Raw genomic sequence first — 12,807 nt, 5'->3', positions numbered from 1 at the left:
CTCAGACGCCCGAGCCGAGGCCGCCCGGGGTGCGGCCCACGGGCTCGTCACGGCCCTGCGCCCAGAGGGAGCGGACGTGGCCGAGGTGACGCTGCATGCACGCCTCGGCCGCCTCCGCGTCACCGGCGATCATCAGGTCGAGCAGTTCGATGTGCTCCTCGGCGGACGAGACCAGCTTGCCGGCCTCGTCCAGGCCCGTGAGGCCGTACAGCCGGGAGCGCTTGCGCAGGTCGCCGACCGTCTCGACCAGCCGCTCGTTGCCCGCGAGGGCCAGCAGCCCGAGGTGGAAGCGGCGGTCCGCCTCCAGGTAGCCGATGAGGTTGTGCTCGCGGGCGCTGCTGACGATCTCCTCGGCGACCGGGCGCAGTTGCTCCAGCTGCTCGGCCGTCGCCATCCGGGTGACCCGGCCGACGGTCGGGACCTCGATCATCGTGCGCAGCTCGGTGTACTGGTCGAGGTCGCGTTCGCTGACCTCGGTGATCCGGAAGCCCTTGTTGCGGACCGGTTCCACCAGCCCCTCGCGGGCGAGGTCCAGCATGGCCTCGCGGACCGGGGTGGCGGAGACCCCGAGCTCGGCGGCCAGGCCGGGCGCCGAGTAGACGCTGCCCGGGCGGAGTTCGCCCGCTATCAGGGCCGCCCTGAGGGCATGGCCGACCTGGTCGCGGAGCCGCTCCTGCGCCTTGATGAGACTGTGCTGCTTCAGGTCACCCATTGCTCTTCCTCCGAGACCCCGCACACCAGCGACGGGCAGGGGAACAGCGTACAATGTCACGTTTCGCCGCTGGACCCGGCCGCCGCCCGGTAGATCGCCACCGCCACCGCCAGATCCTCCCAGGCCATGCCCACGCTCTTGAAGAGCTGTGGACAACCCTGCCGCGCCGAGGGGGTGTTCCGGCCCGCGACCAGGTCGGCGAGGGTGCCGCTGATATGACCGGGCCCGATCGCCCCCTCTGCTTCCGGCACCAGCAGGTCCCCCGCCTCGCGCAGCGCGGCCGCCCTCGACTCCACGTACACCGCCGCGCGTCGCACGAGGGCGGTGTCGGTCTCCCGGGCGTCCGGCTCGTGCGAGCCGACCGCGACGACCACCGCCCCGGGCGCCACCAGCCGCCCGTCGAACAGCGGCTCGCGGGCGGTGGTGCAGCACAGGACCAGGTCGGCGTCGGCCACGTCGTCCGGCGTCCCGGTGCGCGCCGGAACGCCCAGGGCCCGGGCGTGCGCGGCCAGCCGCTCCGCGCGGCCCCGGTCGCGGGCCACGACCACCGCCTCCGCGAGCTCCCGCAGCTCCCGCACCGCTTCGAGGTGGCCGTACGCCTGCGGGCCGGAGCCGAACAGCAGCAGTCGCAGCGGCCGCCCCTGCCCGGTCAGGTACCGCAGGGCGAGCACGGAGACCGCCGGGGTGCGCAGGGCGGTCAGGGCCGCGCCGTCGAACAGGGCCAGCGGGCGCAGGGTCGGGCCGTCGAGCAGCAGGTAGCTGCCGGTGATCCGGGGCAGCCCCCGCGCCGGGTTGCCCGGGGCCACCCCGGCGATCTTGACCCCGGCGTACGCGCCCGCCGCGGCCGGCATCAGCAGCAGCTCGCCCGCCGGGGCGGGGACGCTGGTGCGCTGCGGGCAGGCCTCCGGGTCCAGCCCGGCGCGCAGGGCAGCGGCCAGGGCGTCGGCGGCCGCCGCCGGGGTGAGCAGCCGGGCCGTCTCACCGGCGCCGAACTGCGGGAGCGCGGCTTCGGCGGTGCCGGCCGGGGGGAACGGGGGCGTCACAGCAGGAAGCCCGCGCCGAGGGCGTCGTACGGATCGGCGGTGAAGGTGTGCTCGCCGGTGCGGTAGGCCGTCCCGGTGACCTCGGTGACACCGTCCGCCAGCATCCGCCCGGTGAAGACGGTGCCGATCACCGACTCGTGCAGCAGGTCCTCCCCCGCCCCGAGCCGGCCGTCCTCCGCCAGCAGCGCGAGCCTAGCCGAGGTGCCGGAGCCGCAGGGGGAGCGGTCGGTCTGCCCGTCGGCGAAGACGGTGACGTTGCGCTGGTGCGGCCCGAAAGGCGTGTCGGGCAGCTCCTCGTGGAGGACCACCCCGTACACCCCGGACAGCAGGGGCCCGCCCGGGTGCCAGGTCGCGGGGTGGGCGGCCAGCGCGGTCCGGATCTCCTGGCCGGCACGCACCAGGGCCGGCAGCGCGGCCCGGGTGACCCCCAGGCCGAGGTCCCGTGCGGCGACCGAGGCGTAGCAGGCGCCGGCGTGGGCGATGTCCACCTCCGCGATGCCCAGGCTGGTGGCCACCGGGACCTTGCGGGCCGCCACCCGCGCCGGGACGTTGCGGAAGGTGACCCCGGTGGTGCGGCCCTGGGCCCGGTGCACGGTGGCGGTGACCCGGCCGGAGGGCACGTCGACGCGGACCGGGACGTCCCCGTCGTCGGGCGCCGCGACCAGGCCGGTGTCCACGGCCCAGGCTCCGAGCGCCATGGTGCCGTGGCCGCAGGCGGTGGAGTAGCCGTCCTTGTGCCAGAACAGCACCCCCAGGTGGGCGCCGTCGTCGTCCGGCGGCACCACGAACCCGCCGTACATCCCGGCGTGCCCGCGCGGCTCCTGCACCAGCAGGCGCCGCACCTCGTCCAGCGCGCTCCGCCGCGGGGCGGTCCCGGAGCCTCCGGGGCCGATGGCGGTGGCGCAGCGCTCGGCGACGGTGTCACCGGGGACGGGGGGCAGCCCGCCCGAGGTGGTGTCGACGATCCGGAAGGGCTCCCCCGCCGTGTGGTAGTCGGTGGTGCGGACGGTGGTCACAGGAGGAACCCTCCGGGGAAGGGGTCGGACGGGTCGAGGAAGTACTGGGCGGTGCCGGTGATCCAGGCCCGCCCGGTGACGGTGGGCACGACGGCCGGACGCCCCGCGACGGTGGTCTCCCCGACGAGCCGGCCGGTGAACTCGGTGCCGATGAAAGACTCGTTGACGAAGTCCGTACCGAGGGGCAGCAGCCCCCGGGCGTGCAGCTGGGCCATGCGCGCGCTGGTCCCCGTACCGCAGGGCGAGCGGTCGAACCAGCCGGGGTGGATGGCCATCGCGTGCCGGGAGCGGCGGGCGTCGGAGCCGGGGGCGGTGAGGTAGACGTGCTTGACCCCGCCGATGGAGGGGGCCTCCGGGTGGACCGGCCGGTCGGGCGAGGCGTTGACCGCCTCCATGACGGCCAGTCCGGCGGCGATCAGGTCGTCCTTGCGGGACCGGTCGAAGGGGAGCCCGAGGGCGTCGAGTTCGACGAAGGCGTAGAAGTTCCCGCCGTAGGCGAGGTCGTAGGCGACCGTGCCGAAGCCGGGGACCTCGGTCTTCAGGCCCAGGCCGACGCAGAAGGAGGGGACGTTGGTGAGCGTGACGGCGGTGGCCGCGCCGTCCTCCACGCGCACGTCCACGCTCACCAGTCCGGCCGGGGTGTCGAGCCGCACCGTGGTGACCGGCTCGACGGCCGGGACCATGCCGGTCTCGACCAGGACCGTGGCCACCCCGATCGTGCCGTGCCCGCACATGGGCAGCAGGCCCGACACCTCGATGTACAGCACCCCGAAGTCGGCGTCGGGCCGGGTCGGGGGCTGCAGGATGGCGCCGCTCATCGCCGCGTGGCCGCGCGGCTCGTACATGAGCAGGGTGCGGACGTGGTCCATGTGCTCCATGAAGTGGAGCCGTTTGTCGGCCATGGTGGCGCCGGGGATCACCCCGACTCCCCCGGTGATCACCCGGGTCGGCATGCCCTCGGTGTGGGAGTCCACCGCGTGGTAGACGTGGCGCGTGCGCATTCCGGTCCCCCTGTGCTTAGTCGAGGCCCTCGGCCAGGGCCTTTTCGGTGGCGGCCCGTACGGCCGCCTCGGTCTCCCCGGTGAGCGGGGAGCGGGGCGGGCGGGTGGTGCCGCCGGGGCGTCCGGCGAGGTCCATGGAGAGCTTGATGGCCTGGACGAACTCGGTCTTGGAGTCCCAGCGGAGCAGGGAGTGCAGGGACTTGTAGAGCGGCAGCGCGGTGGTGAGGTCCCCCTCGACGGCGGCCCGGTACAGCCTGGCGCAGGAGCGCGGCAGGGCGTTGGGGTAGCCGGCGATCCAGCCGACGGCGCCCGCGAGCGCGAGTTCGAGCAGGACGTCGTCGGCGCCGATCAGCAGGTCGAGGCCGGGGGCGAGTTCGGCGATCTCGTAGGCGCGGCGGACGTCGCCGCTGAACTCCTTGACGGCGACGATGCTGCCGTCGGAGTGGAGCCGGGCGAGGAGGGCGGGCGTCAGGTCCACCTTGGTGTCGTACGGGTTGTTGTACGCGACGACGGGGAGGCCTGCCCGGGCCACTTCGGCGTAGTGGGCGCGGACGGTCTCCTCGTCGGCGCGGAAGGCGTTGGGCGGCAGCAGCAGGACGGACCCCGCCCCGGCCTCGGCGGCCTGTTCGGCCCAGCGGCGGGCCTCGGCGCTGCCGTACGCGGCGACGCCGGGCATGACGCGGGCTCCGTCGCCCGCGGCCTCGACGGCGGTGCGGACGACGCGGGCCCGCTCCTCGTCGGTGAGGGTCTGGTACTCGCCGAGGGAGCCGTTGGGGACGACGCCGTCGCATCCGTTGGCGACGAGCCAGGCGACGTGCTCGGCGTAGGCGTCGTAGTCGACGGAGAGGTCCGCACGCAGGGGCAGGGCGGTGGCGACCATGATGCCGTGCCAGGGGCGGGTGCGGGTGTCGGGGCTGGGCGCGGGGGTGGGGGTGGGCGCGTGGTTCATCGAAGGACTCCCTAGTGTGGTGTGTGACATTTTACTAGTGGGTGCGAGTCGGCCACAAGGGTCCGGACGGGCCGATCAGGCGCCCGGGGCGGGAAGTTGGGGGTCCGGACGGGCCGGCCCGGCGGCGGGCTCGGCCGGCGGCTCCAGCCGCGCGAGGTGGCGCAACGGGACCGGGCAGGACAGGGGACGGCGGTCGGCGGCGGCGGTGGCCCCGTCGCCGCCGGCCAGCGCCGCCACGGCCGGACCGCACATCCGGCCCTGGCACCAGCCCATCCCGGCCCGCGTGAGCAGCTTGACCGTACGGCCGTCCCGCGCGCCCAGCTCCTCCACGGCCTCGCGGATCCGGCCCGCCGGGACCTCTTCGCAGCGGCACACGTCGGTCTCCTCGCGCAGCCAGTCCGGCCAGCCCGGACCGGGGCGGTGGGCCGCGGCCATGGCGGCGGCGAAGGCGCGCAGCCGGGCGCGGCGGCGGACGAGGGCGGCGGGGGCGGGGGGCGCGGTGCGGGCTTCGGCCGCGATCGCGTGGGCTGCGATCGAGTGGGCGGCGATCTCCCCTTCGGCGAGGGCGAGTTCGGCGCCGCCGATGCCGCCCGTCTCGCCCGCGGACCAGATGCCGGGGACGGAGGTGCGCTGCTCGGCGTCCACCTCCAGGGCGGCGGTGCCGTCGGCGGCACCGCGGGTGACGCAGCCGAGGGCGGTGGCCAGCTCCAGCTGGGGCACCAGGCCGTGGCCCACCGCCAGGGCGTCGCAGGGGATCCGGCGGGCGGTGCCGGGCAGGGGGCGCCAGTCGCCGTCGAGCCGGGCGACGGTGACGGCCTCGACCCGGTCGCCGCCGTGCGCCTCGGTGACGGCGTGCCGGGTGAGCAGGCGGATGCCGTGGCGCAGCAGGGCACCACCGTACGTGGCGCCTTCGGCGAGCTTGGCCGGGTTGCGCAGGAGGGCGGGCGCCTGGGGGGCGTACGCGGTGTACGAGGCGGCCTCGACGACCGCGGGGACGGCGGCTCCGGCGGCGGCGAGGGAGCCGGCCACGGCGAGGAGGAGCGGGCCCGAGCCCGCGACGACGACGCGGCGGCCGGGCAGGACGAGGTTGTTCTTCAGCATGGCCTGGGCGCCGCCGGCTCCGACGACTCCGGGGAGGGTCCAGCCGGGGAAGGGCAGTTGCCGCTCGTAGGCACCGGTGGCGAGGAGCACGTGGCGGGCGCGGACGGCCGCCGGCGCCTCGTCGGGGCCGTGGCCCGCCACGGCGTGGAGCGTCCACCGCGCCCCGTCGGGTACCACCGTCCAGACGTGGTGCCGGGGCAGGTACGTGATGCGGCCCGCCGCCCGGTGCGCGCGGAGGGCGGCTTCGCGGGTGGCGAAGGCCCGCCAGCCGTGGTGCAGGGCCTGGGGGCGGGTGGCGCCGAGGCCGGGTGCGGGGTGGCGGTAGTACTGGCCGCCGGGGCGGTCGGCGGCGTCGAGGAGGGTGACGCGCAGGCCGAGGCGTGCGGCGGTGACGGCGGCGGCCAGGCCGGCGGGGCCGGCGCCGACGACGGCGAGGTCGGCGGGGGTGGTGCTGTCAGACGGTGAGGTCGGCATGGCCGGTGCCTTCCTGGGTGGTGACGGAGTCCCCGGGGCGGGCGGGGACGAGGCAGGCCCGCTGGTTGGGGCGGCCGTTGACGGTGACGAGGCAGTCGTAGCAGGCGCCGATGCCGCAGAAGGCGCCGCGGGGGGTGCCGCCCTCGCGGGTGGTGCGCCAGGCCAGGACGCCGGCGGCCCAGAGCGCGGCGGCAATGGACTGGCCCTCCTGGGCCGGGAGTTCCCGGCCGTCGAAGGCCAGGCGGAACGTGGCCGCCGGGCTGCCGCCCACCAGCTCGCGCGGGCTGCGCATCAGGGATCTCCTCGGGGGTGCGTCTGCCCTGGCCGGGCGGGGGTGTGGTGGGTCGGGGGCGATGCCGGGGTGGGGTGCCGTCCGGGACGGGCCTGGATGTCCGGCTCCCGTTCCGGGCCCGGTCGCGGAGCGGTACCACGCGCCGCATTCGTCTCGTTCTAGGGCCTGTCGTCAAACTGCCGTCGTCGCCCGGAGGGCGGCCCCGCGGCGTCTGGTGCGTGCTCTCGGCGTGCCGGGCGGCAGCCCTCGTACTGGACGTACTCGGGCTTCCGCCCGGTGCGGCGAGAGCGCGTGCCAGGCGTCGCGGGGCAGACGGAAGTTTGACGACAGGCCCTAGTCCCGGACGGCACCCCGCCCCGTCCCCGCCCCCTCCGGGAACCGGTCCGGGCGGAACGGGTGCGGGGCCGTCGGGGGCTCGGCTCCGGTCAGGGCGGCCGCGATGAGGGCGCCCGTCGCCGGGGCGAGGCCGATGCCCGCGCCCTCGTGGCCGCAGGCGTGGAAGAGGCCCGGCACCCGGGGGTCGGGGCCGATCGCCGGGAGGTGGTCGGGGAGGTAGGGGCGGAAACCGTGGTAGGCGCGCATGACGCGGACGTCCGCCAGGACGGGGAAGAGGGCCGCGGCCTGGCCGGCGAGGCGGCGGAGGGCTTCGGTCGAGAGGGTGCGGTCGAAGCCGACGCGTTCGCGCGTGGCGCCGATGAGGACCGGGCCCGAGGGGGTGCCCTCCACCACCGCCGAGGACTGGAGTGCCGCCGAGTCGCTCGCCACGTCGGCGATGTAGTCGGCCGCGTAGACCTTGTGCCGGACCACCCGGGGCAGGGGTTCGGTGACCAGGACGAAGCCCCGGCGGGGGAGGACCGGGAGGTGCGTGCCCGCGAGACCGGCGACGGCACCGGCCCAGGTGCCCGCCGCGTTGACGACGTGGGGGGCGCGGAGGGTTCGGCGGGGCGTGCGGACGCCGCTGATCCTGCCGTCGCGGGTGAGGAGTTCCGTCACCTCTTCGCCCACGTGGAGGGTGGCGCCCGAGGCCTTCAGGAGCCGGGCCGCCGCCTGGGCGGGCTGGACCTGGGCGTCCTGGGGGTAGTGGAAGCCGCCCGCCAGGCCCGGGGCGAGGTGGGGTTCGAGGTCGTGCAGGGCATCAGGGCCCACCTCGGTGGAGACGACCCCGGCGGTGCGCTGGCCCTCGGCGAAGTGGCGCAGCGCCTTGAGGGTGGTGTCGTCCGGGGCGACGACCAGGCCGCCCTTGGGCTCGTACTCGACGGCTCGGGGGAGTTCGGCCGCGAGGTCCCGCCAGAGCCGCGTCGAGAGGAGCGCGAGGTCGAGTTCGGGGCCCGCCTCCTTGTCGGAGACGAGCAGGTTGCCCTCCCCCGCGCCGGTGGTGCCGCCCGCCACGGGGCCCCGGTCCACCACCGCCACGGAGAGGCCGGAGCGGCCGGCGTAGTACGCGCACGCGGCTCCGACGACGCCGGCGCCAATGATCACGACGTCCATGGTCAGTAATATGTCACATTCTTTTGAGGGTGCCTAGGGTGTGCCCGGCCGGCCCCTCCCCCCGTCCCGGCAAGGGGCCGGCCGGACGCGCGGTCAGCTGCGGAGCGGGCCTTCGCAGCTGTAGGAGGAGGTGCCCGCCGCCTTGTTGTCCCAGATCTCCACCGGACCGAAGGAACAGTTCATGTCGGCCAGGTTGTTGGAGGCCGCGCCGGCCCGGTCGAGGATGAAGTAGTCGACCGTCTCGGACATGTCCTTGAAGTTCTGGTCGTCGCTGCGCCAGTTCTTCAGGTTCGCGGTGATCCGGCCCGTACAGGTGAAACGGCGCTTGTTCGGGTCGCCGTTCTCCACGCAGTCGGGGGTGTTGTACGTGGCCGTCGCGAAGGAGGACTTCACCGAGGCGAGCGCCGTGTCGCGCAGCCGCTCGTTCGGGGTGAAGGTGGTGTTCGGGACGTAGAGCTGGTCCACCTTGGCGATCTGGGCGTCCAGGAAGCGGTCGTAGTCGCGCTGGAGGTAGGTGTCCGCGCCCGTGCGGTGGCGCCACGCGTCGTACCCGGCGACGTCGTTGGCGCGCAGGTACCCGTACATCTCACGGAGCAGCGAGGGCTTCTCGGTCCACAGGAACTCGAAGAAGGTGCCCGCGTAGCTGTAGAAGCGGAAGCCGTCGCCGTCGTAGGTCGCGTTCAGGACCTGCTCGACGGTCATGCGGGGGCCGCCGCCGGCGGTGTCGTTGATGATGCTCTTGACCAGGGACTTGCGGACGGCGATGCCGTTGTCGCGGGTGGCGCCGTCGAAGAACTCGGCGGTGCCCTCGTCCATGGCGGTGGTGCGGTCGCCCTCGTACCAGGGGCCCTGGCCGAAGAAGCCGGGGACGGCGAAGCGGCCGTTGAGGTAGTGCGTGTACTCGTGACGGAAGAGCTCTTCGAGGGTGAGGGAGGAGTCCTGCGGGACGCGGCGCTGGTAGGTGTAGAAGGTGGCGCCGTTCTCGATGTAGATGCCGCCGTTGTCCGTGCCGTAGCCGGTCAGGATCGGGTGGTAGTTCTCGTAGTCGGCGCGGGAGGCGTAGAGCACGATGTTGAGGGTGTCGTTCGGGTCCCCGGCGAGAGGCTGATCGGTGCCTATGACCCGGTGGAACTGCGACTTGACCTGCTTGCTCGCGTAGTAGAGCTGGTCGACGGTGGTCTTGTCGAGGGCGGTCCGGACCTTGATGGCGCCGTTGTCGTAGGTGTAGGTGTACGGGAAGATCTGCTTCTCGATGTCCTCCTTGCAGACCCCGTACTGCTTGCAGGCGCCGTAGAAGTTGAGCCAGGAGACGATCTTGGCCCAGGGTTCGCTGCCGAAGTTCGCCTTGACGCGCTCCAGCATGGTGCCGAGGTCGGCGACGACCTGGTCCCGCAGGCCCTCCACCTGGCCGAAGCGGGCGTATTCGCTGAGGGCGTCGCGCACCACCCAGGCGTTGCCGGTGCCCTTGAGGTGGGTGTAATCGGCGAAGGCCTTGAAGGCGGCGCGGTACGAGGCGTCCCCCGCGACCGCCGCGTGGAAGGCCGTGTCCTGGTTGCCCGGGTAGACGCCCAGGTAGTTGGTGGACAGCGCGGCGAGGACGGCCCCGGCCCAGCCGGCGTCGAGGTGGGTGGCGGGGTGGGCCGGGTCCATGGTGGCCAGGACCTTCTTGACCAGGCCGAGCTGGTGCTGGCGCAGGCCCGGGCCGGCGGCGTAGAGGGCCTCGCGCAGGGTGCGGGCGTTGGACGGGGTGACGTCGAAGGTCCGCGCGGCGGTGCCGAAGGCGTCGATGGCCTGGCGTATCGCGGCGGTGGTGGGGGCGTCGGTGACGTCGATCTCGTCGCGTGAGAAGTCGTGGTAGGCGACGGCGTGCAGGTAGGTGAACATCTCCTCCAGGTGGGAGGAGTTGCGGCCGTCGTGGGCGGCGGCCAGGCCGGATATCCGGCGGGAGACGGCCTGGACGTGGGCGTCGGACATGACGGGCGCCAGACGGGCGTCCCAGGTCCAGATCAGCCCGCGCAGGCAGCCGTCGGCCGTGACGGCCGGGTCGCCGAGGAAGTCGGCGAACTGCTCCGGGGTGAGGTTCTTGATCCCGTCGAGGGTGCAGGGGACGCCGCCCGCGACGCTCTTCGCGGTGGGTGCGGCCTGGGCGGACTCGCGGCTCTTCTCCGTGCGTTCGGCGCTCGCGGTGGAACCCGGGGCCTCCACGACCGGAACGGCGCCGGGGACCCGGCCGTCGGTGACGGCCCCGCCACCGGGGGCCGGTGCGGGCGCCGGGACGAGCGGCTTCGCGTCGGCCAGGCGGTCGACCTCGTCGAAGGGGTTGGGCGCGGTGGCCTCCGCGGCCCGGGCCCCGGCGGAGAAGGTGCCCGCGGCGGCGGCCGGGGTGGACCGCTCGGCGGCCTGGGTGGAGGCCTGGCCCGCGGTGGCGACCAGGGTGACCGCGACGGCGGTGGAGAGCAGGGAGGTACGCACGGCTCTGTGCTGGAACACCGATGACTCCTGTTGGGAGGGAGGTGGGGGAAAGGTGCGTGAACTGGCTTGCGTCACACGGCGTTTGACGGGGATTAACGTGCCGCGATGTGAGCTGTAACATAGTAATGTGAAATTGCACTGGCAAGACCTGTGCGCACACCAGTTCAGTACTTCTTGAGGGAACCTCCGCGACCGGCAGCCCCGGCCTGCCGGTTCAGCCCCGTCCGGCCCCTCCGGGGATCAGCCGGTGAAGGGGGTCTTCAGCTGGGCGAGGAGCTCCGCCACGAAGCTCTCCAGGTGGGGCGGGTGGGGGCCGGGCCGGGTGGCGCAGAACCAGGTGCGGGTCAGGGGCCGTTCGCCGATCCGGACCAGCGCCAGGCCGTGCGAGGCCGCGTACGGGGCGGCCACCCAGTTGGGCAGCACCGTCGCCCCCTGGCCGCCCGCCACCATCTCGACCACCAGGTCGGTCACCACCGGCATGGTGGTGATCCGGCCGGGCCGGGCCCCGGGGGGCACCGGCAGCGGGACGGCGGGGATCCGCTTCTGGTCGTAGAAGTCGTAGAGGACCAGGCTGGCGCCGTCGAAGTCACGGGCGGTCAGATGCGGCAGCGCCGCCCAGGGGTGGCCGGCGGGGACGACCGCGACCATCTCGTCGTCGAAGAGCCTGGTCAGCGTCACCCGGTCCATCTGCGCGTCCGGCTTGGTGACGAGGGCGACGTCGACCTTGTTCTCGAGCAGCGCCGGGATCGGGGCGTCGTCGGGGACGGTGTCGATCCGCACCTCGATGCCGGGCTCGCGCTCGCGGAAGGCGCGCAGCACGGGCGGCAGCCACGGGAAGGTGGTGCTGCACTGGGCGGCGAAGCGGACCCGGCGGTCGTGGCCGTCGCGGATGTCCCGCAGGTCGCGGGCGGCCGAGTCCAGTTCGAGCAGGACGTGGCGGGCGGCGACGAGCATCCGGCGGCCCGCCGCGTTGGGCACCAGGCGGCGGCCCCGCCGGTCGAACAGCCGTGTCCCGAGACGGTCCTCCAGCCGGGTCAGCCGCTGGCTGAGCGCGGGCTGGCTGACGTAGAGCCGCTCGGCGGCGGCGGTCAGCGAACCCGTCTCGGCGGTGGCGTCGAGGAGTTCCAGGTCCCGCAGATCCACATCCATAACGCCGGATTATCTCATGCTCCAATTTCCGTCGTGGTGTTATCGGTTGAGGGCTCATACGTTTCTGGTGCCGCCCCTCGCGGCACACCGATCCGGCCCGAAAGGCATCAGGAACATGACCGACACCACCAGCCGCCCCACCGCCCTGATCACCGGCTCCTCCAGCGGCATCGGCCTGGACATCGCCCGGGCCTTCCTGGCCGACGGGGCCAACGTCGTCCTCAACGGGCGCGATCCCGACCGCCTCGCCAAGGCCGCGGCCGATCTCGGAGAGCCCGGCCGCACGGCCTGGGCCTCGGGGGCCATCGCGGCACCGGAGACCGGCGAACTGCTCGTGCGCACCGCGCTGGAGCGCTTCGGCCGGATCGACGTCCTGGTCAACAACGCCGGCACGTTCGCCCCGAAGCCCTTCACCGAGGTGACCGAGGAGGAGCTCGACGGCTTCCTCACCGGGAACCTCAAGGGCACCTACCTCACCACGCAGGCCGTGGTGCGGGCCCTGCGGGCGCAGGGCCGGGGCGGCAGCGTCGTCAACATCGGCACCACCCTGGTGGACCACGCCATCGCCGGCTTCCCGGCCTCGGCGCCGGTGGTCAGCAAGGCCGGGGTGCACGCGCTGACCACCAGCCTCGCCGCCGAGCTCGCGGCGGACGGCATCCGCGTCAACCTCGTCGCGCCGGGGATCATCCGCACCCCGCTGCACGCGGGGGCGGACGTGGACTCCTTCGGCGGTCTCGCCCTGCTGGACCGGGTCGGCGAGGTCTCGGAGGTCGCCGAGGCGGTGCTGTACCTGGCGGGCGCCTCCTTCGTCACCGGCCACGCCCTGCGCGTCGACGGCGGCCACGTGACCGGCCGCCCCTGACCCCCCGCCACCCCCTGTACGAAAGGAGCACCGCCGTGCCGTACGTCAACGTGAGGATCACCCGGGAGGGCGCCACCGCCGCCCAGAAGGCCGAGATCATCGCCGGAGTCACCGACCTGCTGGTCAGGGTCCTCGACAAGGACCCCGCCACCACCTTCGTCCTCATCGACGAGGTCGCCCTGGAGGACTGGGGCGTGGGCGGGGTCCCGACCGCGGAGTACCGCCGCAGGACGGCCACCGCGTAGCGC

The 12,807-nt window shown here is 74.1% G+C and carries 12 protein-coding genes; 2 read left to right on the top strand and 10 right to left on the bottom strand.

The features are described 5' to 3' along the window. Nucleotide 1: 1 nt before the first annotated feature. The 10 genes from AC069X_RS07740 to AC069X_RS07695 all read right to left on the bottom strand — a co-directional run bounded on the left by AC069X_RS07740 (nucleotide 2) and on the right by AC069X_RS07695 (nucleotide 11,697). Nucleotides 2–712 (bottom strand): GntR family transcriptional regulator, encoded by a 711-nt coding sequence (locus AC069X_RS07740; protein ID WP_478726180.1) that lies wholly within the window; start codon nucleotides 710–712, stop codon nucleotides 2–4. Between the two features lie 56 nt (nucleotides 713–768). Next, complete coding sequence (locus AC069X_RS07735) at nucleotides 769–1,755, bottom strand: ornithine cyclodeaminase family protein (RefSeq protein WP_478726178.1); 987 nt, start codon at nucleotides 1,753–1,755, stop codon at nucleotides 769–771. Beyond that, a complete protein-coding gene (locus tag AC069X_RS07730) occupies nucleotides 1,752–2,771 on the bottom strand; it encodes a proline racemase family protein (RefSeq protein WP_478726176.1) in 1,020 nt (339 codons plus the stop codon). The genes AC069X_RS07735 and AC069X_RS07730 overlap by 4 nt, the downstream gene beginning before the upstream one ends. Then, complete coding sequence (locus AC069X_RS07725) at nucleotides 2,768–3,772, bottom strand: proline racemase family protein (protein WP_478726174.1); 1,005 nt, start codon at nucleotides 3,770–3,772, stop codon at nucleotides 2,768–2,770. Before AC069X_RS07725 ends, AC069X_RS07730 begins: the two co-directional genes overlap by 4 nt. Before the next feature lie 16 nt (nucleotides 3,773–3,788). Next, nucleotides 3,789–4,721, bottom strand: a complete 933-nt coding sequence (locus AC069X_RS07720) for a dihydrodipicolinate synthase family protein (RefSeq protein WP_478726172.1) — start codon at nucleotides 4,719–4,721, stop codon at nucleotides 3,789–3,791. Nucleotides 4,722–4,796: 75 nt separating this feature from the next. Beyond that, entirely contained in the window at nucleotides 4,797–6,296 is a 1,500-nt protein-coding gene (locus AC069X_RS07715; protein WP_478726170.1) for an FAD/NAD(P)-dependent oxidoreductase, read from the bottom strand. Next, the gene (locus AC069X_RS07710; protein WP_478726367.1) at nucleotides 6,277–6,591 is read right to left on the bottom strand and encodes a (2Fe-2S)-binding protein; all 315 of its coding nucleotides are present in this window, start codon (nucleotides 6,589–6,591) and stop codon (nucleotides 6,277–6,279) included. Before AC069X_RS07710 ends, AC069X_RS07715 begins: the two co-directional genes overlap by 20 nt. A gap of 330 nt (nucleotides 6,592–6,921) precedes the next feature. Beyond that, entirely contained in the window at nucleotides 6,922–8,076 is a 1,155-nt protein-coding gene (locus AC069X_RS07705) for an NAD(P)/FAD-dependent oxidoreductase (RefSeq protein WP_478726168.1), read from the bottom strand. A 93-nt stretch (nucleotides 8,077–8,169) separates the two neighbouring features. After that, complete coding sequence (locus AC069X_RS07700; RefSeq protein ID WP_478726167.1) at nucleotides 8,170–10,566, bottom strand: collagenase; 2,397 nt, start codon at nucleotides 10,564–10,566, stop codon at nucleotides 8,170–8,172. 222 nt (nucleotides 10,567–10,788) lie between these two features. Then, a complete protein-coding gene (locus AC069X_RS07695) occupies nucleotides 10,789–11,697 on the bottom strand; it encodes a LysR family transcriptional regulator (RefSeq protein ID WP_478726165.1) in 909 nt (302 codons plus the stop codon). A 115-nt stretch (nucleotides 11,698–11,812) separates the two neighbouring features. Between AC069X_RS07695 and AC069X_RS07690 the strand changes: the two genes are divergently transcribed. Both AC069X_RS07690 and AC069X_RS07685 read left to right on the top strand, forming a co-directional pair. Further along, nucleotides 11,813–12,559, top strand: a complete 747-nt coding sequence (locus tag AC069X_RS07690) for an SDR family NAD(P)-dependent oxidoreductase (protein ID WP_478726163.1) — start codon at nucleotides 11,813–11,815, stop codon at nucleotides 12,557–12,559. A 35-nt stretch (nucleotides 12,560–12,594) separates the two neighbouring features. Next, nucleotides 12,595–12,804, top strand: coding sequence for a tautomerase family protein (locus AC069X_RS07685; protein WP_478726161.1), 210 nt, complete (start codon nucleotides 12,595–12,597; stop codon nucleotides 12,802–12,804). Nucleotides 12,805–12,807: the final 3 nt, after the last annotated feature.

It is taken from the genome of Streptomyces sp. NPDC043896 (assembly GCF_056435605.1).
Note: the sequence above shows the minus strand (reverse complement) of the source record. Positions and strands in the feature narration are given on the sequence as shown.

Coding starts and splice junctions, on each gene's coding strand:
- AC069X_RS07740 (WP_478726180.1), bottom strand. CDS start 712: ATGGGTGACCTGAAGCAGCACAGTCTCATCAAGGCGCAGGAGCGGCTC.
- AC069X_RS07690 (WP_478726163.1), top strand. CDS start 11,813: ATGACCGACACCACCAGCCGCCCCACCGCCCTGATCACCGGCTCCTCC.
- AC069X_RS07705 (WP_478726168.1), bottom strand. CDS start 8,076: ATGGACGTCGTGATCATTGGCGCCGGCGTCGTCGGAGCCGCGTGCGCG.
- AC069X_RS07720 (WP_478726172.1), bottom strand. CDS start 4,721: ATGAACCACGCGCCCACCCCCACCCCCGCGCCCAGCCCCGACACCCGC.
- AC069X_RS07725 (WP_478726174.1), bottom strand. CDS start 3,772: ATGCGCACGCGCCACGTCTACCACGCGGTGGACTCCCACACCGAGGGC.
- AC069X_RS07715 (WP_478726170.1), bottom strand. CDS start 6,296: ATGCCGACCTCACCGTCTGACAGCACCACCCCCGCCGACCTCGCCGTC.
- AC069X_RS07695 (WP_478726165.1), bottom strand. CDS start 11,697: ATGGATGTGGATCTGCGGGACCTGGAACTCCTCGACGCCACCGCCGAG.